We start from the raw sequence: 23,151 nt of genomic DNA, 5'->3' as shown, positions 1-23,151 counted from the left end.
TTGAATTTAGTTTAATAAGTGATTTTCAATAAGATCACGCACTTGTACAGCACTAATTCTTTGATCGTTATCGCCAGTTAAATGGTTACTAATGAATATAGGAAAATCTTCTTCTTCTTCAGTTAAACGACCGTGTGACCCTTTAATTAGAGTTGCATCAATTGGGATGATATTCATGACGGTTCTGAAACCCAGCTTCTTCTTTAGTAGCTTACCAACCACTTTGGCCATTACCAATTTATCCTTGGGGTCTGTCATCATTTCAACCGGATCGTAGCCTGGTTTTTTATGAATATCAACCATTCTTGCATAGTCCGGTGCTTTTGCATCATTTAGCCAGAAATAATACGTAAACCAAGAATCTTTATCAGCTACCACCACTATATCGCCACAGCGTTCATGATCTATATGATAAGTTTTTAAATCTTCTCCATAAACTACTTTTTCTACACCTTCGACAGCTTTAATCAATGTAACAACCCGTTCAATATCTTGGGTATTCTTGCAATACACATGTGCAATTTGATGGTCTGCAACGGCAAATACATCACTTGCCCCTGCATCTAAGAGCTCTAATCCTCTTTCTTCACGCACAGCTATCAAACCTTCTTTACGTAATACGCGATTAAGATGAATGGGTCTGTTTACATTTGTAATTCCGTATTCAGAAAGCAGTATCACTCGGGTATCAAGTGCCTCATAATGTTGCACTAATTGTTCCACTACAGCATCTATCTCATTTAAATCTTTGGATATGATATTAAAATCAAGTCCATATCGCTGTAAATTATAATCTAAATGCGGTAGATAAATAAAGGTTAGGTCTGGATTATGTTTTTTATCCGTCAATAAAGCAGCATCTGCAATCCACTTTGATGAATTAATAGTTGTTTTAGGTCCCCAAAACTCAAACAATGGAAAAGTACCTAATGCTTTTTGCATATCGTCACGCAAGTCAGCTGGATGAGAATACACATCTGGAATTTTTCTACCGTCTGCCAAATAATTTGGTCTTGGTGTTAGACTATAGTCAACATTACTATACATATTGTACCACCAAAAATGATTGGCACAAGTAAAATCAGGATGTTGCTCTTTAATATCATCCCAAATTTTTGGCTGCTCCACCAATTTGTTAGATTGTCGCCAGAATTTTACTTCGCACTCATCTTTAAAATACCAACCATTACCAACAATACCATGTTCTGATGGCCATTTACCGGTAACATATGTAGATTGTACAGCACAAGTAACACCTGGCAGTACAGGTTCTATATATGATGACTGACCTTTTTCTAAAAATGATTTTATAAACGGAGTGTGTTCACCTATCAATCGCTTCGTTAATCCTACTACATTTATGACTACCGTTTTCTTCATATTACATATGTGATTTAAACCACTCTATTTCGCGAATTATGGATACTGATAAATCTTGTTTTAAATCTGCAGGAAGAACATCCCAAGTATAGGTTTCTATTTCTAGATGTTCAGATATAGAATCAATTTTTAGATAATCCATCGTTTTTAGAATATGGTCTTGAGTTGAAAACAGTTCGCCATATTTTTCCGTGAAAATAGGAACGTGATAATGCGCACGTAGTTCTTTATGATTTCTCTCCCCTTCTAAAACTAAAGGCAAATCACTATACGTTTTTACTTTGCCATCGATTTTCTCTGTTACTTGATGTAAATAAGTTGGCTCATTAAATTGGGATAATTCTTCCCAAATACGTTCATCATTGGTTCCATTAAAAAGAATTTTCAATGCGGCACTTACTTGAATTTTTCCTACCCTAATATTGTTTGCCTTGAGCTTTGCAAAGGTATCCGTTGGCTCTTCATAAGCTAGTGAGAAATGGCAAACATCATAACAAACCGTGATGTACTTTTTAATTAATGCTTCTGCTTCATCGGGATTTAATCCTAATTCCTGCTTAAAATATGCAATTCCCAAAGGCACTAGATAATCGGAATAAAACATCAATACCTCATCACTATTTTCCAGTAATCCGTCTGGTTCTGGTTCAATATCTAGATGCAAATATGTTTCTGTAGTTTGTTCAATTTCAAATAATTGCTTAGCAACTTTGAGCATATTTTTAGCACCAACTTCAAATGTATTTTGTGTTTCGCTTTCTGTTTTATGCCAATATTTATAGGTAATGGGTGAAGTTGAAATTCCGCCATTCATTCCTTCAGGGATTAACACCGACAATTGACGAAACAATCTCTTTGTATACTTTAAACGGTCATTAGTAGTCCAATCTGGAGCATGCACCATATCTTTTACACGTTCATCGTGAAAATTACCATAAGGAAATCCATTCATGGTAAATACATAAAGATTATTGTCGTGTAACCAACTTTTAAAGTGAGACATGTTTTCACCTAAATCAAGCTCCTCACTCGCTTTATTAGATAAGCGCAGCCCCAAACCAAAAGGTTGTTTTTTTGAAACTTCTTGCTTTATACCGGGTACATGGCTTTTAATACTCTCAAAAGTACTTTTCCAATCTTGCCCAGGGTGAATGTTAGTACAGTAGGTTAAATGAAAGTTATCTAGTAGCTGCATTGAACTTAATTTAATGCGAATTGATGATTCAATTTTGTTATCGCCTGTGCCATTAGCATCATATCAATGGTATGAACATCATGTTTGACTCCTAAGTCAGAAATTAGAGTAATTGTCAACTGACCACCCAAATGCTCTCTAAACTCTTCTATACCATCTAATAAAGACTGAATTTCTTCTTCACTTTCAACAGGAAGCGATAGATCAAAACCTATAGCAATCATTACATCTAATATGTATTGTAAATCTTCTTCAGAAATTAAGCCAATAAGTTGTGCATAGGTGACGTCTAATGCGATGCCTTTTGCTACAGCTTCTCCATGTCTTAATTCATAATTGGTCATGAATTCCATTTTGTGAGCAGCCCAATGTCCAAAATCCAAAGGTCTTGATGATCCTGATTCAAATGGGTCACCACCTTGGGCAATATGGTGCATATGCATTTCCGCACACTTATAAATGACATATTGCATAGGTTCCATTTCCTTATTTTTCAAAGCCGTGGCATTATCCGCTATATATTTGAAGAAGGTCTTATCTTTAATTAACGCTACTTTTATAGCTTCGGATATACCGGAAATCCAATCTCGCTGTTCTAGAGTTTCCAAAAAATTGCTATCGTTAATAATGGCAAATGGCGGGGCAAATGTTCCTAAGAAATTCTTCTTCTTAAATGCATTTACACTGTTCTTTACACCAACGGCAGAATCGTTCTGAGATAAAACCGTAGTAGGTATCCTGATCAACTTTACTCCCCTATGTGCAATAGCTGCAGCATAGCCAACCATATCTATCACCGCACCACCACCGATAACTACAACGAATGAATGGCGACAAATTTTACTTACGTTGACTCCTTTTAAAACGGATTCAATGGCGTCATCACTGTTCTTTACCTGCTCGCCACCCGGTAAAAGTAGTGTATTAGTGTACTTTATAGTTTGCTGATGTTTTTCGCAATATTTTTCAATCTGATTTATTAATGCAGGATGATGCTTTTCAACTCCGTCATCCAATACAAAAAGAAGCTTAACAGGCTCAAAATCTTTATAGTCTGCAATTAAGTTTGCGAACAAAAGATTTTCTAAATCAAAGAGTCCTGAAGTAAAATACAACTGATAATCATATTGTACTTGAAAAGACTGTTTTATAGGTTGTAATTGCATAGGAATTTTATGTTACTGCAAATAATTTAGACAATAGCATTGAAATCGGTAATAACAATAATACTGCTAACGCCAAATACCAATTAGAAAAACCGGCTACCCAGCAAGCATTCATTACGACTAACGATAAAACACCTCCCATAACCGCTTTCTTAATATTCTTAGGGGAATTCTCTTTGTATGCTTGTAATAATGGCTTATAAATCAAATACCCGAATAAAAATAAGAACGGCAATAAGACCACGATACTGTCTTTCTGTTGCATTACAATTAACGTAATAGATAGTATAACTATTGCATACAAAATACCAGCCCAAACAATATGCTTTTTATTGTTACCATGTACTTCTCCTCTACTTATTAATGTAATGGCAAAAATATAAACTACTGGCACCAATGTTATATACCAATTTATAAGAGTTCCTAAAATTGACATTCCCATTAAAAGGTTCAATCCCCGGCAAATACCCATATTCAAAGGTCCGGCGAAACTGAATTGCTTGAAATACCCGTCATAGGTTAAAATTGCAATGGTCAAGGCAACTGAAATGAGTCCGGATAACATACTACACTTAAATGCCAAATTAATACCAATCAACATTAGTATAGTACCAAAATAAATAGCTTCACGTTTTGGTACCAGTCCGCTAGGTATAGCCCTTTCCGGTCTTTCAACAGCATCTAAGGCTGCATCGAAAACATCGTTAAAAACCACTCCGCCAGCATACAATGCTACCGAAGAAAAGACCAATAAAAGTACGTCACCACTTTGCTCGGTTAGAAAACCGAGTACGTCTATGGTACTTAAATATAATGCAATGGCAATACCTGCCAATATATCCGCTGCTGCAGTTGGCAAATTTGCGGGTCTCGCTAAAAGAGCAAAACCCATTAATTTATCTTTCATTTTAGGTAATTTGGTCTTCGTCTATTCTTGGTTTCTGACCTCTTAAAACACTATTATCATTAAATAGTTGTGATTGGTTAATGCTATCTGGCTGTAACCAATGTGCTTCTTTCATTTTACCGTTTTTACTAAACGCATCTAAAGCGTTTTGGTAACAGGTCTTTCTTACATCTTCCATAGAAATACCTCTTTTCAGCATTAAATTAGCTGTCTTTGGCACTGCTAGAGGGTCACTAACGCCCCAATCTGCAGAGCTATCTACGATAATGTTAGAACTTCCAAATTTTCTAACTACTTCTACCATACGTTCATTACCCATTTTTGTTTTTGGATAAATAGTAAACGCAGCAATAAATCCGCGGTCAAGAACTTCTTTTACCGTTTCTTCATTATTATGGTCAATAATTACATTGGCAGGATCTAAACCATGCTCCAAACATACTTCCATACTTTTTATGGTTCCTGCTTTTTTATCTCGGTGCGGTGTATGTACTTGAACGGTCATATCCAATTCTTTAGCCATATCAAGTTGCATTCTAAAGAACTTATCTTCTGCAGGAGTTTGATCATCGTAACCTATTTCACCAATAGCAACTACATTCTCTTTATGTAGGTATAAAGGCAATAATTCAATTACCTGCTCTGCCAAGGCTTCATTGTTGGCTTCCTTAGAATTTAAACCAATAGTACAGTAATGTTTAATACCGAATTGGCTAGCCCTAAAAGGCTCCCAACCTACAAGACTACTAAAGTAATCTTGAAAAGAACCAACTTGAGTTCTTGGCTGACCAAGCCAAAATGAAGGTTCTATTACCGCCACAACACCCGCAGCCGCCATTGCTTCATAATCATCTGTTGTTCTTGACGTCATGTGAACATGTGGGTCAATAATCATCATTTTATCTTCCATTCTAATGTTGTTTAATCTTATTCCAAGTTATCTGCCCGTCTGCTATTTTGTGTTTTAGCTCTGGTTTACTATTTAAAAGTGCCATTGCTTTATCATTCTCTGATAGATAACAACAAAGTGCTCCGGCATTATTTTCTATTACATCATCACTATTAAGAAGCTTCTTCATATCATTCAAAAGTTCTTCATTCAAAAACTTTGAAACTGGTCTCCAAAATAACGGGTCTATTTTTCTACCCGCAGCCCATCTTTCATGTGCATAATCAGATATTATTCTTGTTAAATCTTGATTTGCCCTTTCGTCAATAGCTTCTATTTGAGAAAGGTCACGCTCCATAAATGCCGCTTTCAAAAACATTTGGTTCCACTGTTGGTCATTGAAAAACTTTGCAGGGTAAGGATTGTTCAATGATATGGCATCAAAAATAGTAGCAATATTTGTTCTTAAAGCTTCTACCGCTGTTTGTTTGTAAGCCTCAGGATTTGGTAATAAAATCAAGTACTTGAGAAATGTTTCTAACTCACTTGTATCAGCTACCTGTATAATGTTCGCTACCTTGGGTGTATAATATTGCTCATCTTGCCTTATAACTTCTGACAATAAATAAATACGTGCAATCTGAAGGATATTTGCGCTATGCGCGCTAAAATAACGGGCACTTTCAGAATCTTGACTTTCAAATGAAATTGGTTTCACCCCTTCAAACTTTACATTTAAAAGGCTGTAAGTCATAAATAAGTCTTTTGAAGACTTATCATCTGCCAATTTTTCAATTTTACCCTTTAACCAAGCAACACTTTCTGCATTTCCATATTTTATTAATATATTCTGAATATCTTCTTGATTGTGCATTTTAAAAAATAGGATTGATCTTACTTCAAAAATAATTATTATTCAGCAGTAAGTCGTCTAGGTTTTTGATTAAAATTGGTGAGGTCTTCAAAATCTTTCTAATTTTGGAAAAAAGTAAATTATGCTGGGCTTAAAACTACCTACCGACCCTAGATGGGTTAATATTGTCGAAAAAAATATTGACGAAATATTGACCGATCATGCGTACTGCGAGCAAAAAGCGGCTAGTACTGCAATCTCTTTAATAGTATCTTTTCCTGAATATACTGAGCTAGTTACAGAAATGGTTGCTTTATCCAGGGAAGAAATGGGTCATTTTAAAATGGTACACGATCTTATTTTACAACGTGGCAATACTTTAGGTAGAGACCGTAAGGATGATTATGTAATCGAGCTCATTAATTTTTTTCCAAAGGGAGGAAGCAGAACCACCCAACTGGTTCATAGATTGCTTTATGCCGGACTAATTGAAGCCCGTAGTTGTGAGCGTTTTAGGTTGCTTTCTGAAGAATTGGAAGATAAAAAATTAGCCGATTTCTATCACAAATTAATGATCAGTGAAGCTGGACACTATACGATGTTCTTAAAATTTGCCCGTAAATATGGTGAACTAGAAGAAGTAAACAAGAAGTGGGACAGCCTTTTGGAATATGAAGCCCAAATCATGAAAGACCTAGGCACTAAGGAATCTATTCACGGTTAAATCTTAATTTACTTGTTCTCAGAGTTATATAAATCTTTAATTATACCATCCGATAGTCCGATTTTGGGTACATGAATTTTCTTTGCTCCACTCCATTTTGCCGCTGAAAGAAATATTTTAGTTGCCGGAATGATAACGTCTGCCCTATCGGGATTTAAGCCTAATTCTGATATTCTATCATCATAACTTAAGCTATCTAAAAAATGGTATTGGGCATTCAGCCATATATAAGATAATGGTTCGCCTTCTTTTCTACCTGATAACTTATGTAACTTATTGATATTACCGCCAGAGCCTATGATAGATAACTTAAGCTTGTCCTTTAAATTAAACTTTATCCATTCTTCTAATTTTTTCCAAGTTTCTGGTTTCACCATATCGTTCAAAAGTCTTACCGTACCCAACTTAAAAGATTTTGAGACTTTAATATTTCCATTTGAAAATAAGGTAAACTCAGTGCTACCTCCACCAACGTCTATATATAAATAACATTGATCATCTTTTATTAAATTCTTTAAATCTGTTGAGGCAATAATAGCAGCTTCTTGCTTACCATCTATCAAATCTATTTTTACCCCAGATTCTTGAACAACCTTCTCAATTATTTCATTCCCATTATTAGCTTCTCTCATGGCAGATGTCGCACAGGCTCTATATTTCTCAACACCAGCGACTTCCATTAAAAGCTTAAAAGCCTTCATGGTCTTAATGAGTCGTGCTTCATTAACTTCAGATATTTCACCTACCGTAAACGAATCTTCACCTAAACGTACTGGTACCCTTACCAAAGCACTTTTTCTAAATTGAGTCTTTTTACCTTTATCCTCAATAACATTGTGTGTAAGTAACCTAATGGCATTAGAGCCTATATCGATCGCTGCAAATTTTCTTACCTTCAATAGACCTCTTTTTAAGATTCTTGTTTATTCGCATAATACTCATAGGTAGCAAATTGAGACCTTATTCTAGGTAACGTTGTCTTTCTATAGGCATTATCTTGTGATAAGTTGAATACACGCGCTTTCGTATTATCTTTCCAACAGATATCAAAAGTATCCATTAATTCTTCTTTAATATCCTTATCGTAAATTGGGCAACCTACTTCAACTCTATAATCAAGATTTCTAGTCATCCAATCTGCAGAGGAAATATACATTTTTGTATCACCCCCATTCGCGAATGCAAAGAAGCGGGTATGCTCTAAAAATTTATCTATTACACTTATCGCTTCTATGTTTTCACTCATACCTTCAACCCCTGGTATTAAGCAACATATACCTCTTATGATCAACTGGGTCTTTACCCCTGCTCTACTTGCTTCATACAGTTTATCTACCATCTTGTAAGAGGTAAAACTGTTCATTTTAATCTTGATAAAAGCTACTTTACCTTGTTTGGCATTTGCTATCTCATTATCAATCAATTTCATGAATGCATTTTTGGTATAATGCGGAGAAACAATAAGGTGTTTGTATTTATTGATTTTATAAGTAGTCTCAAAAAAATCAAAAACCTTATTCAACTCTTTCAATATAGAATCATCTGCCGTAAATAATGTGAAATCAGTATAAATTCTTGCCGTTGATTCATTAAAGTTACCTGTACTTACAAATCCGTAGCGTTTTAAAGAATTACCTTCTTCTCTCTCTATCAAACATATTTTACTGTGTACTTTTAAACCTGGTACTCCGAAAATAAGTTTCACCCCTTCTGCCTGAAGTTGCTCTGCATATTCAATATTCGCTTGCTCATCAAAACGAGCTTGAAGTTCAATCTGTACCGTTACCTGTTTTCCATTTTTAACCGCGTTTATTAGAGAGGCCGCAATTTGAGAATTACTTGCCAGTCTATATACCGTAATCTTAATAGTACGTACTTTAGGGTCTAATGCAGCTTCACGCAAAAACTTTAGTACATAGGTAAAGGTGTGATAGGGAGTATACTGCAAATAGTCTTTTTTAGCTATGCTTTCCAAAATACTACCCTCAACACTAAGACCTTTTACTGGCAACGGTATTATCTTATCGTACAGTAAATCTTTTCTACCTAAACTAGGAAAGCCCATATAATCTCTACGATTGTGATATCTACCACCTGGTATAACACTATCCGTATCTTCTATATTCATCTTCTCTTTAAGAAAAGTCAAAGTATCCCTACCTATACTTTTATCATAAACAAAACGAACGGGATCACTGATTTTTCTATGCTCTACGCTTGATGATATTTTCTCAATGAAACTCTTACTTAGGTCATTGTCAATATCCAACTCGGCATCTCTAGTAATTTTGATCATGTGAGCAGAAATAGACTCGTACTCAAACATGGTAAAAATATTTCCTAAGCAGTATCTAATTAAATCATCTAGTATAATGATATAACTTTTATCACCTTCATCTGGTAACACCACAAAACGATCTATCCCCTTAGGTATTTCAATTAATGCATAGCGTTTTTCTTTCTTACTTTCCTCACTTTTAATAACCATTTTTACAGCTAAATACGCCGCCGTATCTTTTAAGGTAGGAAAACGCGTAAGATCATTTAAGATGATAGTCATTAACTGCGGACTTACTTCTTTTAAGAAATAAGCTTTCACGAATTCTTTTTGATTTTCGTTTAATTCCGTTTCCTTGATGATAAAAATATTCTTACCCTCAAGCTCATGCTCAATTCTTCTAAGAATAGTTAAACTCTTGGTTTGCTGCTCAATTACAATATTTGTAATCTCCTCTAAAAGGTCTTTTGCTTTTTCACCTCCTAAAACACTTTTACCTGTTTTACCGGCTTCAACTATTCGCTTTACAGTTGCGTAACGAACTTTAAAAAACTCATCTAAGTTATTTGAGAAAATACCTAAAAAACGAAGTCTTTCAATTAATGGAACATTCTTATCCGCGCTTTCTTGTAATACACGCTCGTTGAACCATAACCAACTTATTTCTCTATTTACGTACTGGTTGTTATTTTTTATCATGCTTTTAGTTGCTTCGGAAAAATGGTTTGTATTGTTGAGCCTTTATTAACATTAGCCCAGGTATTTTCATTGAATTGCAAATGAACAAATCCGCTAGTAGGCACATTGTCAATATGCTTATCTCCCATAGAATTTGCTAAATGGGTAAAGGTATGGTTGTGTCCAAAAAGAAAGACATTATCTAAATTATCATCTAAATCTTTAATAAACTGGAATACTTGATTCCCTGAAAAATCATACAGATGCGCATCTACACTACAATTCTCTAACGGATAATTCAGAATTCGCAAACAAATCATACAGGTATGAAACGCCCTGTTTGCCGGACTCGTATATACATGATCTATTTTTAAATTTAGTTTGGAAATTTCTTCGCCTACCAAACGGGCGTCAGAAATTCCTCTTTGCAATAATGCCCTGTCTTCATCGCCAACATTTAGCTCCCAAGAAGATTTACCATGGCGCATTAAAAATAGATTCTTCATTTTACTTATTTAAGGAGCTAATCGCTCAATTTTCCAATCATATTCATTTGTAAGGGAGTACCTAATACGATCGTGCAATCTATTAGGTCTTCCTTGCCAAAACTCCATAGAAACCGGTCTTACCAAATAGCCACCCCAATGGTCTGGTCTTTCAATTTCCTTACCTTCATACTCTTTCTCCAACTTGGTAAGTTGATCTTCTAAAACAGCTCTTGAGTCTATTACCGTACTTTGATCGGAAACTATCGCTCCTAACTTGCTTCCGTCTGGTCTTGAATCAAAATACCCATCAGATAGATTTTTAGGTAGTTTTTCCGCAATGCCTTTTATGATTACTTGACGTTCTAAATTTGCCCAGAAAAAAGAAATACAGATATTTGGGTTTGCACTAATGGCACGGCCTTTCTCACTATTGTAATTCGTATAAAAGATAAAACCTTCGTGAGTATATTTTTTTAGAAGTACTACCCTACTTTTAGGAAAACCATCTAAACCAACTGTAGATACCGTCATGGCATTTGGTTCATCTACTCCATCAGATTTTTCAACCTCATAGAACCATGTTTGAAAAAGTTGAATTGGATTGTCAGATATACTGTCTTCCATCAACGCACTTTTCTCGTAAGATTTCCTGTAATCGCCTAAATCTTTTTGCATCATTTTCGTGTTAAAAACAAGATAAACAAAGTTCTAAAAAGAAAGGAAAATAAACGTTATAAAAATATATTTTATGGCTTAAAAATCAAAAGTCTTACCATCATCGGCAAGAAGTACATTAGGAAAAATTGTTGAAGCTTCTTCTTTAAATAGTGCTATTGATTTGTATCGAGTAGAATAATGACCTAATACCAAGGTTCTTACATTAGCATCTCTTGCTACTTTTGCCGCCTGCATAGCTGTAGCGTGCTTAGTTTTTGTTGCCAATTCTGCCTCTGACTCTAAAAAAGTAGATTCATGATACAAAACATCAACATCTTTAATCTTTTCAGCTAAGCTTTCATCATAAACAGTATCACTACAAAAAGCGTATGATTTTGGCTTTGGCGGATTAAAAGTTAATGTATTATTGGCTATCACCTCTCCATTATCTAAAGTAATATCCTTACCATTTTTTATATTTTGATAATATGCCTTATCAATACCATATTCCTCAGCAGCTTCAATATTCAGTTTTCGCTTTCCAATTTTTTCCTGAAACAAGTAACCATTTGTATAAATTCTATGATCTAACGGTATTGTAGTAACACTAATTTTACTATCCTCAAAAATAAGTTCAGATTTTTTACTTGATAGTTCATGAAACAACAGAGGGTAATTGGTCCAAGAATCTCCCAACTTTAAAAGTAAAGTTATCGCCTCTTTTATTCCTTTAGGACCATAAACATGCAACTCTTTCTCCCTTCCCAACAATCTCATTGTAGAGATAAAACCGGGCAGCCCAAAAAAGTGGTCTCCGTGCAAATGAGAAATGAAAATATGATTGATTCTAGAGAACTTTATTTTATGCCTTCTCAGCTCTACTTGAGTACCCTCACCACAATCAATTAACACAATATGGTTGTTGATTTCTAGCACTTGAGATGTAGGGTTCGTAAGTGTTCTTGGTGTTGCCGCATAACAACCCAATACAGTAAGATGCATAAAAAAGTACTTAAGTATTCCTATTTACAATTCAGGGTTGTTTTAAATACCCAAATCACGTTCTATTTCTTCCATTTCAACAATGTCCCTAGCTTCTTGAAGTGTAGGCACTAAATTGATTTCTTCTGGTACGTCATCATAAGACACCTTATCAGACACCAACACAAAAGACTGTTCATTCTCTTTATGTTTTCTAGCCATTTCTAAAAATGAAATAACATTATATGGCGTAAGCTCAGAGAAACTCAATAAATCTAACACCAAATTATCATTCTTTAATTTGGTATATTCCTTATCCAAATTTTCCAAAAAAAGCTCAATAGAAATTTCTTCCTGAGAGACAATTATCAACGATCCTTCTTTAGTAAAAATCATATCATTTAATTTTAGATGCTAACAAATAAATCACTGCCATACGTATGGCTACTCCGTTTTCAACCTGATTCAGAATTATTGATTGTTTTGAATCTGCAACGTCACTTGTAATTTCTACACCTCTGTTTATAGGACCCGGGTGCATGATTACAATTTCTTTATCCAAACTATCAAGTATTTTTTTATTGACTCCGAATTGCTGCGTGTATTCTCGTGTTGTCGGAAAATAAGATATATCTAATCTTTCGTTCTGTATACGTAACATATTAGCAACATCGCACCACTCCAAAGCTTTTCTTAAATTGGTTTCTACACCTACACCTAATGATTCTATATGCTTAGGCAACAAAGTTTTAGGTCCACATACCTTAATATTTGCTCCTTGTAATTTGAGAGCAAATATATTTGAGAGCGCCACCCTTGAGTGAAGAATATCACCTACGATAACAACATTTTTACCAGCAACATCACCAAGTCTTTCTCGTATAGAATAAGAATCCAGTAATGCCTGTGTTGGATGCTCGTGCGCACCATCTCCAGCATTGACAATAGATGCATTTACATGCTTGGATAAAAATATACCCGCCCCAGGGTTTGGATGCCGCATGACTACCATATCTACTTTCATAGATAAAATGTTATTTACGGTATCAATTAAGGTTTCTCCTTTCTTAACAGAAGACTGACTGGCAGAGAAATTAAGAACATCTGCAGACAATCGTTTTTCTGCAAGCTCAAAAGACAATTTTGTTCTGGTACTATTCTCAAAAAATATGTTGGCGATAGTAATATCTCTAAGCGAAGGAACCTTTTTTATCGATCGGTTGATCACTTCCTTAAAATGATCGGCAGTTTCAAAAATAAGCTGAATATCGGTTTCCTTTAGGTATTTAATTCCCAGTAAGTGTTTAACACTCAGTTCGCTCATTTTCTTATCTATTTACTAAATATATAACATCTTCCCCGTCATTTTCTTCCCACATCACCTTTACTTTCTCATCATTGATCGCATCTACCTGACGACCTCTGTAATTAGGCTGTATGGGTAAATGCCTGCTAAATCTACGGTCTATTAAACACAATAATTCTACATCTTTGGGCCTACCAAAAGATTGCAACGCAGTCAATGCTGCATTTATACTTCTACCCGTATATAAAACATCATCAATTAAGACCACATTCTTATCTTCAATCAAGAAATCGATTTTGGTTTTCGTTGCCTCTAAGGTTTTCTCTCCCCTTCTAAAGTCATCGCGATAAAAAGTGATATCCAAGAAACCTAAGTCTATATGCTTTACCTTATATTCTTCTTTAAGAATTTTATTTAAACGTTCAGCAAGAAACTTACCTCTAGGCTGAATACCTATTAATACGGTATTTTCAAAATTTAAATGGTTCTCAAGAAGCTGACAAGCCAATCGATGCAGGATGATATTTATTTCTTTGGAAGAGAGTAAAACTTTTTGACTCATAATAGGCACCCGTGCTTTTAGCTAAACAAAAATAGATAATTCTATCTAAACTTTGACCCCTTAAATTATGAAGTAAATTCTAAAAATTAAATTTATTGAGCTGAAACCATATTCTATAAGCCCAAAATGGAAAAGAAAGCTTCTTTATGACTTTCACCAATAGGTATACGCATATCGTTTATAACAATTCTATTGCGCTGAACGGTTTTAATATAATTTACATTAACAAGATAAGATTTATGCACCCTAAGAAACTGATTAGAAGGCAACTTACTCATAATCTCTTTAAAACTCATTAAGGTAAGAATGGTCTTATTGGTATTGGTAATATGGATTTTTAAATAATCTTTTAAACCCTGTACGTACTCAATTTGGTCTAAATCAATTTTTATACTCTCATATTCTGCCTTTACAAAAATGAACTTTTTTTCTACTGAATTATCGCCTGTCGATGAAAAAACATTTGCCTCCATAATAGTTTTTTGTTTTTTAGAAATTAAATCTTGTACTCTTGATACCGACTTTATAAAACGATGATATGGTATTGGCTTTACCAAATAATCTACCGCATTCAATTCAAAACCATCAACGGCATATTGAGAATATGCCGTTGTAAAAATAAACAAGGGCTTATTGTCTAGCGTGCCCATAAAATCAATTCCATTGATCTGTGGCATCTCTATATCACAGAAAATTAAATCTATTTTCTTCTCCTTAATTTCTGTTATAGCATCTAACGGATTGGTATAGGTATTTACCAATTCTATAAAATCTAGTTTTTCACAGTAGCCTGAAAGTATTTCAATTGCCAATGGCTCATCATCTATAATTATACATTTCATAGGCTTGATTGTTTTTGGTAAATAGTTAATGATACTTCATAATCTTTACCGTCATTATCAACTTCAAGATTATGCAACCCCGGATAAATCAATTCTAATTGATTTCTAATATTCTCTAAGCCTATACCCGAATTTTTGGTAGGCTCTTTAAACACTCCTATTTTATTCTTAACATTTAAATAAACAGATGTATCTGTAATGACCAAGGCAATTTTCACATAGGTCTTACCTTTATAGTCGGTACCGTATTTAAAGGCATTTTCTATAAACGAAATAAATAGTAAAGGTGGTACTGCCCTACCCCTATCTTCTCCTGTTATCTTTAGGGATACATTTTCACTATCAGATAGCCTTAAGCGCTGTAACTGTATATAACTTTTAATATAGTCTAGCTCTTTATTTAAAGGAACCAAATCTTTATCTGCCTCATAAATCATATACCGCATCAACTCAGACAGGTCTACAATTGCTTCTGATGTATCTGGTGACTTTTTTACGGAAAGCGCATAAATTGTATTTAGTGAATTGAATAAAAAATGCGGATTCAATTGTGCCTTTAAAAATTGTAACTCTGATTTTATACTTTCTTTTTCAACCGACAAACGTAGATTCTCATTACGTTTCCACTCTACATACATTCTCAAGATAGCACTGATCACATATGGTATACCAAGGCTAACGAAAGACCTATAATAAGGCATGATCATAATACCACGTGGTCGTTCCCAATCCATAAAAAAATTCTCGGGAAATCTGGGCTCATAAAAATGATTTAACAGTAAAGCCGAGATAATTAATAAGCCCAACGATATCATTAAATAAGACAACACACTTTTTTTCAACAAAAACTCCGGTACCAAATAGAAGTAGTTAAAATAAAAAAGAATGATAATTACAATAATCTTGGGGAATACATCTGAAGGAATGGGTCTTACATCATTTAAAATAGGATAAAATGTGAGTCCGTATAACAATATCCATAAACTAATATGGACAACTATTTGAACCCTATTTTTAATGATCGATTCCATAAATAAATTACTGAACTACCGCAGTAGAAATATTCAATTCCACCAAATCCGATGGTAATAATACCGGTGATTTACCTTCCTCTAATTTTAACAATACCAGATTTACTGTTTTTTGGGCATCTTCCTCAGATACAAATTTTTGCTTGCCCGGAAAACCAGGAATGTACTCTTGTAAAATCACAATCTTATCACCGCTCATTATCTGATAGCCAAAACCATCATTTAGATTTACCACCTGACCATGAAATTGTTGATTATTATCTGTTGTAATTTGATTATAAATAGAATAGCCAAGCCCAAGCGCCAAAAATAACACAAGAAGGCCCCAATATTTTGTAGTCAAAATCATAAATAAATGTTTAAAAATGGGTCAATCCACACAGATTGACCCAAAAAATTAACAATTGCACTCACTATGAAAAATTAATCTTCCTCTTCGTACTCATCTTGTGGAAAGAATTCATCTAAATCATCTAGGTATAAAGTACCAGTTCTACCCATACCAATAAATACACGACTACCATTAGAAAATGCTATCGCATCTTGTCTTGTTGCTCCCTCAAAAGAAGTTTTTTGCTCCCATACATCAGATACCGGATCATATTCCCAAACCGTATTGGTTGCGCCACCTAATTCACCAGTTGCTATATAGCCGTAACCATCTAAAGTAAACCCAACGGCATTACTTCTTTGTATAGCGTAATCATCCTCTTCATCAAGATCCAGTTTTGAGGTCCAACTTTCAGTAGCAGGATCAAACACCCAAAAATCATCTAGATAAACTCCGTTAGAAATTCCTGTGCCTAAGTACACTAAACCGTCTATTGTAAATGTTGTAGCGGATCGTCTTTTATTTCCTCCAAAACCTACTAATTCTGACCAAGTATCACTCGCTGGGTTATATTTATAGAAGTCTTTTCTATCGTTTTCTCCATCATAACCCGTACCCACATAACCAAAACCATTGACACCAAAACCAACAGCACTTCTTCTAGCAGTTGGTAAAGAAGCAATTTCCGTCCATGTATTAGATGCGGTATCATAACTATAGAAATCAGTTAATTCGTCAACACCGTCATAACCAGATCCAATGTAACCTGTACCGTCAATTTCAAAACCTACTGCTGCGTTTCTAGCAACACCGGGAAAATCCGCTTTTTGAGACCAGTAATCACCTTCAATATCATATGCCCAAAATGAAGCTAAGTAATCATCACCATCATATCCTACGCCCATGTAACCAACATTGTCAATTGTAAAGCCAGATACGCTGCTTCTTGGGCTACCATCAAATACAGATTTATCTACCCAGTTTCCTAAATCGTCACCGTCATCATCACTTGAACAACTTGTAATTACCATGGCCAATAACGCCATACCAGTAATTTTGTACACATACGATTTTCTTTTATTCATTACTTTTTGTTTTAAGGTTCTTTCTTTTCAAGATCAAATCTACTAGAGACCCTAGTGTTCAAAAAAACACAATAGATTAAGATTGGTTTTTAACATACCAAACCCTAGTTTTTATCTACGAACACAAACATTTCATTAATAGTTCAAATAATAGAGTTTATCCCTTAACATTCACGATTCGTCTATTCAGGTTTTTACAACCACGCTTGGTATTTAGTTTTGAGAAAAATTAATTTCTAAATGAAGGTGTTATTAAACAAAGTACGTGCGCTCTACATCATTATAGTAGGCGGTTTCCTCACTATTGCTGTTCATTCTTGCAGTGACGATATTTATAATGATTCAGAGTTTGTTGCCGGTGAAACTTTCACAGACAGTAACATTCGCCTTATACTAATAGACACTTTAACGGTTAATACGTCTACTATGAAGTTTGACAGTCTTGTTACTTCAGAATCTACCAGAATACTAACAGGAAAATATATCGATGAAGTTTTTGGAACCGTAACCGCCTCTAGTTACATGCAATTTTTACCAGAAACCTATACCATAGATTCAGAAGCGGTATTTGACAGTTTAGTTATGGTCTTGGGCTATGATAATTATTATTACAATGACACACTACAGAAAAACACCTTACACATTAAAAAAATAACCGAAAACCTTAATCCAGAAAGTAATGATTACTTCTATAATGCAAGTAGTATAAGCTATGACGAAGCTGATCTTGGGTTTTATGAATACACTCCTAGACCGTTGGCAGGTGATTCTATTACCATAAAGCTCGTAGATGATTTTGGAACAGATGTATTCTCTCAACTTCAAGAAAAGAACATTGTAAATTCTGACGAGTACCGAGATTATTTTAAAGGTATAGGCATTATACCTGACGAAACGGACAACGGTTCTATCATCGGTTTTTCAAAATCTTCAGAAAACACATACTTAAGACTGTATTACAGTACAGATACCGAATATGAGTCTGAGCAAGATTATTTAGATGTGCAAATAAATGCTGCAACGACTCCTATCCCCTTCTTTAACAGAATTACGGTAGAAGATCCTATAACACCTTTACAAACGCTTACAGATAGTAAGATAAATTTAGCTAGCTCGGATTCTGACAACAAAAGCTATATACAGTCTGGCGTAGGTATTGCCATGCGGGTACAATTTCCAAGTATACTTAGCCTGTATGATATACCTGGCAGCGGCACTATTTTAGATGGTACTCTTAAAATTAAACCCGTAGCACAGTCTTATAATGACAATCTAAAACTAAGGGACACCCTTGCCGTCTATGTGGTTGACCAAAACAATGAATTAACAGAAACCTTGTCTTCTACCTCTTACGCTATTCTTAACAGGGATAATCAAGAATTTAATGACATCTACTATGAAATTTCATTAAGCTATTATTTAGAGGAGCTACAATTGAGAGATAGAGATTTAGACGATGCATTAATTCTACTTCCCGTAGATTATAATTCTTCTGTTGATCGATTTATTATGAGTGGGAATGGAAATGGAGAAAACGAAACAATTTTAGAATTAACATACGGTATATACGATGAAGATTAACCAAATAATATTTTTTACCATAGCAGCACTGTCAGCTTTTTACCAGTCTTCGGCACAGTCTGAAGCTTTAACCAGCTCACCATATTCGCTTTACGGATTAGGAGTAATCAACCAAACCAGTATTGGCAAATTCAATAGTTTAGGTTACAGCGGTATTGGTATAAAATCTCCGTATGAGCTAAACAATCTAAATCCGGCAAATTATGCCTTAATACCTCAAAACTCTTTCTTGTACGATATTGGAGTTACAGGTGAATTTAATAGCTACAGTAATACTTCTTCAGCCGAAGATAAATCAAATGTAAACTTTTCCAACCTAGCTTTCGGATTTAGAATAATGGAAAATTTAGGTGCTGGTATTACCATGGTACCTTATAGCGATGTTGGTTATTCAATACTTGGCGTAAGTAGCAATATTGAGGGATCAACAGATTCTTTTGAAAGTATCGTTACTGGATTGGGAGGCCTTAACGATATTAAACTTAATGTTGGTTATGCAATCATCCCAAAATTAAGATTAGGCCTAAGTGCTTCATTTCTATTTGGAAATATAGAAGAGACCGAATCTTTCATCTACAACTCCTCTACCTTTGAATCTATTGAGAAAACAAATTACAGCGGAGCAAGACTAGGGTTTGGTCTTCAATATGATGTTAATGACAAGATAACCATTGGTAGCACCGTCCAATTACCTACAAGCTTAAACGGTAATCTAAAAAGGTCTGTAGACAAATCTATATCTGGAATAGATATTTCTGTTGAAGATGAGAGTTCTGATAATGTTTCTGATTTTAAACTACCTCTTGAAATGGGTTTTGGTCTTAGCATAAAACCTATAGAAGAACTGACATTTAGTGCAGATTATAAGAAAAACTTTTGGACAGACACCAATCAATCCGAAAACATTGGCAGTTATGTAGACCAAGACATTTATGCCTTCGGACTGGAATTTATACAAGACCCTACCAGTTACAAATATGGTCAAAGACTTGCCTATAGATTAGGGTACAATTATGATAATGGTTACTTGGCAATAGGCGATAATAAAGTGGAAGGTTACAACTTTACCTTAGGTATAGGTATACCAACAAGTAGAGGTACACACTCCATGATTAATCTTTCGTATAGTTATGGCTCTAAAGGACTTTTACAAAATGTATTGGTGAAAGAGAAATTTCATTTAGTAACCTTAAACTTGAGCTTAGAAGACATCTGGTTTGTAAAGAAAAAAGTGTATTAATTTAAGTACCGAAACTAATAGTGATTAAAATAAAAATCGAAATTAATTAAGACCTCCATTAGTAATTCATTTTTTTAGAACCCTAATAGGAACTGAAATTGTGGATATTAAAAAAAGCCCAGATGAATAATCTGGGCTTTTGTATTTAAGCTTGTTAAGCGCACATTAGTTAAGTTTGGCACATATCAAACCCAACCACCCATAACCTTGGAAGCTTTTAGAATTTTGTTTACATCTACTTGTAGGAGCCTATATACATTAGTTAGTTCCTAATTATAAATTGCAACTAACTTATTTTTCCAAGCTTCTTATGTTCATCTTATTTGGCAATATAAATGGTTTTAATAGGTATAATAGCGCTATCAAACTCCATAATTTTGAAAAACAAAAAGCCCGGATATAAATCCGGGCTTTTACTTATTATCCTTTTTCAAGGATATAAACTAATGAAATTACTTCTTCTTAGAATCAGCTTCCATTTTGTCTTTCAACGCTTGTAGTGCATCGTTAGCATCACCTAAAGTAGGCTTAGCTTCATCTGCGCTAGCTGCTTGTCTTTTGACAGCTGCTTTTACATTACGTTGCTCTTCTTCACGGAAAATAGCAGTATGACTAGCTACTACACGTTTGAAGTCTTTATTGAACTCAATAATCTTGAATTCAGCTTCATCGCCTTTACCTAGTTTCTTACCATCTTCTTTCTCTAAATGACGTTGAGGAATGAATGCAGTAATATCTTCGTTAAATTCAATTGTTGCACCTTTATCAACTACATCAGAAATGGTTGCCGTATGAACTGTACCCAAAGCGAATTCAGTTTCATATTTATCCCATGGGTTTTCTGTAGTCTGCTTATGACCTAAGCTTAATTTACGACCATCAACATCTAATTCCAATACTTCAACTTCTAAAGTATCACCTACGTTAGTAAACTCAGATGGATGCTTGATTTTCTTAGTCCAAGAAAGATCAGAGATATAAATTAAACCGTCAATACCTTCTTCTAGTTCAACGAAAACACCAAAGTTTGTAAAGTTTCTTACAATACCTTTATGCTTAGAACCTACAGGGTATTTAGTAGTAATATCAGTCCAAGGGTCTGGAGTCAATTGCTTGATACCAAGAGACATTTTACGATCTTCACGATCCAATGTCAATACAACTGCTTCAACCTCATCACCAACTTTTACGAAATCTTGAGCTGAACGCAAGTGCGTAGACCAAGACATTTCAGAAACGTGGATAAGACCTTCAACACCTTCAACAACTTCAATGAATGCGCCGTAATCAGCTATAACAACAACTTTACCTTTTACCTTATCACCAATCTTAATTTCATCAGATAAAGCTTCCCAAGGGTGCTTCTCTAATTGCTTAAGACCTAATTGAATTCTAGATTTGTTTTCATCAAAATCAAGAATTACAACATTTAATTTCTGATCAAGCTCAACAACCTCGTTCGGGTGGTTGATTCTGCTCCAAGAAAGGTCAGTAATGTGAACTAAACCATCAACACCACCAAGATCAATAAACACACCGTAAGAAGTAATGTTTTTAACAACACCTTCTAATACTTGTCCTTTTTCTAATTGGCTAATGATTTCTTTCTTCTGTTCTTCAATATCAGCTTCAATAAGCGCTTTATGAGAAACAACAACGTTCTTAAATTCGTGATTGATTTTCACAACCTTGAATTCCATTGTTTTGTTTACATACTGATCGTAATCACGAATAGGCTTAACATCTATTTGAGAACCCGGTAAGAAAGCTTCAATACCAAATACGTCAACGATCATACCACCTTTAGTTCTGCACTTAACAAAACCACTAACGATTTCTTCTTTGTCATGAGCCGCGTTAACACGGTCCCAAGCCATAATAGTTCTCGCCTTTCTGTGAGATAATACTAATTGACCACTTTTATCCTCACGAATATCAATCAATACCTCTACTTTGTCACCAACTTTTAAACCTGGGTTGTAACGAAATTCGTTTAACGAAATTACACCTTCAGATTTTGCGTTAATATCAATGATAGCTTCTCTATCAGTAATATAAACAACCTTACCTTCTACTACTTCCTCATCGGCAGTATCTACGAAGTTTTCGGCAACTAATTCTTCAAATTCCTTTAATTTAGAATCATCAACACGCTCAATACCTTGCTCGTATTTTTCCCAGTTAAAGTTTTCTAAGAATTCTTTTGGATCTTGCTGTGGAGTTTCAACAGCTTGTTGTGTTGCTTCGGTAGTAGCTTCTACCTCTGCGTTTGTTTTTTCTTCAGCCATTTGCTGATTAATAATTTGTATTCCATAACCTTATCAAGACTTAGGCAACAACTATGAAAGTAGTTATAATTATTTGTTTATCTAATCCCTTTTTCTCTTGACTTCCTTGCAAAAAAGGTGTGCAAAAATAATCATTTTATTTAAATTAGACAACAGAACTAATTATTACACGTTCATTTATGGATTATGGCATGATTTTAGAGCAATTCATCTTAAATATGCTTATCTTAGAAGTATTATAATAACCATTAAAAAAAGTAAATTTATGAGTGTTAAGGCAAAATATCAAGGTGTATTGGATCTTGGTGAGCAATTAGGTATAAAAGACGGCAATGTAACTGTTGAAGGTGATGTTCTAAAAGTAAAAGGACAAGCAAAAACGCCTTATGAAAAAGACCTAATGTGGGATAAAATTAAGCAACTAGGTGGTGAAAGTCCTTCTGACATCAAAGCGAACATTACCGTTGAAGATGATTCTGTTTATCACAGACACGTAGTTAAAGGTGGTGAGTCTTTGAGCAAAATTGCAAAGCACTATTATGGTGATGCAATGAAATACAAAGCTATTTTTGAAGCAAATACGGGTATCTTGAAAAATCCGGATGTAATTCATCCTGATCAAGTATTGGTTATTCCAAACAAATAATATTCAATTGTATATAAATGAAAAGAGGTTAGCATTGCTAACC

23 protein-coding genes are annotated in these 23,151 nt (G+C 34.6%); 4 read left to right on the top strand and 19 right to left on the bottom strand.

The genetic code is table 11. The features are described from left to right. Window positions 1-6: 6 nt before the first annotated feature. Genes SJY30_RS01485 through SJY30_RS01460 form a run of 6 tightly spaced genes read right to left on the bottom strand, consistent with a single transcriptional unit; the run spans window position 7 to window position 6,411 of the window. Window positions 7-1,380 (bottom strand): alkaline phosphatase family protein, encoded by a 1,374-nt coding sequence (locus SJY30_RS01485; protein WP_396633856.1) that lies wholly within the window; start codon window positions 1,378-1,380, stop codon window positions 7-9. Window position 1,381: 1 nt separating this feature from the next. After that, on the bottom strand, window positions 1,382-2,575 hold the full coding sequence (eboE, locus tag SJY30_RS01480; RefSeq protein WP_396633855.1) for a metabolite traffic protein EboE: 1,194 nt from the start codon (window positions 2,573-2,575) through the stop codon (window positions 1,382-1,384). A gap of 5 nt (window positions 2,576-2,580) precedes the next feature. Then, entirely contained in the window at window positions 2,581-3,741 is a 1,161-nt protein-coding gene (locus SJY30_RS01475; RefSeq protein WP_396633854.1) for a 3-dehydroquinate synthase, read from the bottom strand. 7 nt (window positions 3,742-3,748) lie between these two features. Beyond that, entirely contained in the window at window positions 3,749-4,648 is a 900-nt protein-coding gene (gene eboC, locus SJY30_RS01470) for a UbiA-like protein EboC (RefSeq protein WP_396633853.1), read from the bottom strand. Window position 4,649: 1 nt separating this feature from the next. Beyond that, window positions 4,650-5,558, bottom strand: coding sequence for a TatD family hydrolase (locus SJY30_RS01465; protein WP_084684702.1), 909 nt, complete (start codon window positions 5,556-5,558; stop codon window positions 4,650-4,652). A 1-nt stretch (window position 5,559) separates the two neighbouring features. Next, window positions 5,560-6,411, bottom strand: a complete 852-nt coding sequence (locus SJY30_RS01460; RefSeq protein ID WP_396633852.1) for an EboA domain-containing protein — start codon at window positions 6,409-6,411, stop codon at window positions 5,560-5,562. Window positions 6,412-6,532: 121 nt separating this feature from the next. On the opposite strand from SJY30_RS01460, the gene SJY30_RS01455 reads away from it, so the two are divergent. Then, the gene (locus SJY30_RS01455) at window positions 6,533-7,114 is read left to right on the top strand and encodes a tRNA-(ms[2]io[6]A)-hydroxylase (protein WP_396633851.1); all 582 of its coding nucleotides are present in this window, start codon (window positions 6,533-6,535) and stop codon (window positions 7,112-7,114) included. Between the two features lie 8 nt (window positions 7,115-7,122). Here SJY30_RS01455 and SJY30_RS01450 read toward each other — a convergent pair whose 3' ends face one another. The 12 genes from SJY30_RS01450 to SJY30_RS01395 all read right to left on the bottom strand — a co-directional run bounded on the left by SJY30_RS01450 (window position 7,123) and on the right by SJY30_RS01395 (window position 17,353). After that, entirely contained in the window at window positions 7,123-8,013 is an 891-nt protein-coding gene (locus tag SJY30_RS01450) for a Ppx/GppA phosphatase family protein (RefSeq protein WP_396633850.1), read from the bottom strand. Between the two features lie 11 nt (window positions 8,014-8,024). Further along, on the bottom strand, window positions 8,025-10,091 hold the full coding sequence (gene ppk1 / locus SJY30_RS01445) for a polyphosphate kinase 1 (protein WP_396633849.1): 2,067 nt from the start codon (window positions 10,089-10,091) through the stop codon (window positions 8,025-8,027). Beyond that, window positions 10,088-10,576 (bottom strand): histidine phosphatase family protein, encoded by a 489-nt coding sequence (locus tag SJY30_RS01440; RefSeq protein ID WP_036155722.1) that lies wholly within the window; start codon window positions 10,574-10,576, stop codon window positions 10,088-10,090. The genes ppk1 and SJY30_RS01440 overlap by 4 nt, the downstream gene beginning before the upstream one ends. A 9-nt stretch (window positions 10,577-10,585) precedes the next feature. Next, window positions 10,586-11,233: a pyridoxamine 5'-phosphate oxidase gene (gene pdxH / locus SJY30_RS01435; protein ID WP_396633848.1), complete on the bottom strand. Its 648-nt coding sequence runs from the start codon at window positions 11,231-11,233 to the stop codon at window positions 10,586-10,588. Between the two features lie 78 nt (window positions 11,234-11,311). Continuing rightward, window positions 11,312-12,217: a ribonuclease Z gene (locus tag SJY30_RS01430; protein ID WP_396633847.1), complete on the bottom strand. Its 906-nt coding sequence runs from the start codon at window positions 12,215-12,217 to the stop codon at window positions 11,312-11,314. Window positions 12,218-12,259: 42 nt separating this feature from the next. Continuing rightward, the gene (locus SJY30_RS01425) at window positions 12,260-12,592 is read right to left on the bottom strand and encodes a ribonuclease Z (protein ID WP_396633846.1); all 333 of its coding nucleotides are present in this window, start codon (window positions 12,590-12,592) and stop codon (window positions 12,260-12,262) included. Window position 12,593: 1 nt separating this feature from the next. Then, the gene (locus SJY30_RS01420) at window positions 12,594-13,520 is read right to left on the bottom strand and encodes an aspartate carbamoyltransferase catalytic subunit (protein WP_396633845.1); all 927 of its coding nucleotides are present in this window, start codon (window positions 13,518-13,520) and stop codon (window positions 12,594-12,596) included. Between the two features lie 4 nt (window positions 13,521-13,524). Further along, complete coding sequence (gene pyrR, locus SJY30_RS01415; protein WP_396633844.1) at window positions 13,525-14,064, bottom strand: bifunctional pyr operon transcriptional regulator/uracil phosphoribosyltransferase PyrR; 540 nt, start codon at window positions 14,062-14,064, stop codon at window positions 13,525-13,527. A 113-nt stretch (window positions 14,065-14,177) separates the two neighbouring features. Then, window positions 14,178-14,906, bottom strand: a complete 729-nt coding sequence (locus SJY30_RS01410; RefSeq protein ID WP_396633843.1) for a LytR/AlgR family response regulator transcription factor — start codon at window positions 14,904-14,906, stop codon at window positions 14,178-14,180. Then, window positions 14,903-15,937 (bottom strand): sensor histidine kinase, encoded by a 1,035-nt coding sequence (locus tag SJY30_RS01405; RefSeq protein ID WP_396633842.1) that lies wholly within the window; start codon window positions 15,935-15,937, stop codon window positions 14,903-14,905. Before SJY30_RS01405 ends, SJY30_RS01410 begins: the two co-directional genes overlap by 4 nt. A gap of 7 nt (window positions 15,938-15,944) precedes the next feature. Beyond that, window positions 15,945-16,286: a DUF4907 domain-containing protein gene (locus tag SJY30_RS01400; protein WP_396633841.1), complete on the bottom strand. Its 342-nt coding sequence runs from the start codon at window positions 16,284-16,286 to the stop codon at window positions 15,945-15,947. 74 nt (window positions 16,287-16,360) lie between these two features. After that, window positions 16,361-17,353, bottom strand: coding sequence for a Kelch repeat-containing protein (locus SJY30_RS01395; RefSeq protein ID WP_396633840.1), 993 nt, complete (start codon window positions 17,351-17,353; stop codon window positions 16,361-16,363). 240 nt (window positions 17,354-17,593) lie between these two features. Between SJY30_RS01395 and SJY30_RS01390 the strand changes: the two genes are divergently transcribed. After that, window positions 17,594-18,934 carry a DUF4270 family protein gene (locus tag SJY30_RS01390; protein ID WP_396633839.1) on the top strand — a complete coding sequence of 447 codons (1,341 nt, stop codon included), beginning with the start codon at window positions 17,594-17,596 and terminating at the stop codon, window positions 18,932-18,934. Beyond that, window positions 18,924-20,174: an OmpP1/FadL family transporter gene (locus tag SJY30_RS01385; protein ID WP_396633838.1), complete on the top strand. Its 1,251-nt coding sequence runs from the start codon at window positions 18,924-18,926 to the stop codon at window positions 20,172-20,174. The genes SJY30_RS01390 and SJY30_RS01385 overlap by 11 nt, the downstream gene beginning before the upstream one ends. Before the next feature lie 452 nt (window positions 20,175-20,626). Here SJY30_RS01385 and rpsA read toward each other — a convergent pair whose 3' ends face one another. After that, entirely contained in the window at window positions 20,627-22,462 is a 1,836-nt protein-coding gene (gene rpsA / locus SJY30_RS01380) for a 30S ribosomal protein S1 (protein WP_036155742.1), read from the bottom strand. A 265-nt stretch (window positions 22,463-22,727) separates the two neighbouring features. Between rpsA and SJY30_RS01375 the strand changes: the two genes are divergently transcribed. Then, on the top strand, window positions 22,728-23,108 hold the full coding sequence (locus SJY30_RS01375; protein WP_396633837.1) for a LysM peptidoglycan-binding domain-containing protein: 381 nt from the start codon (window positions 22,728-22,730) through the stop codon (window positions 23,106-23,108). Window positions 23,109-23,151: the final 43 nt, after the last annotated feature.

It is taken from the genome of Maribacter sp. R86514 (assembly GCF_044597005.1).
GTDB lineage: Bacteria > Bacteroidota > Bacteroidia > Flavobacteriales > Flavobacteriaceae > Maribacter.
This window is presented reverse-complemented; position numbering and strand designations above follow the sequence as displayed.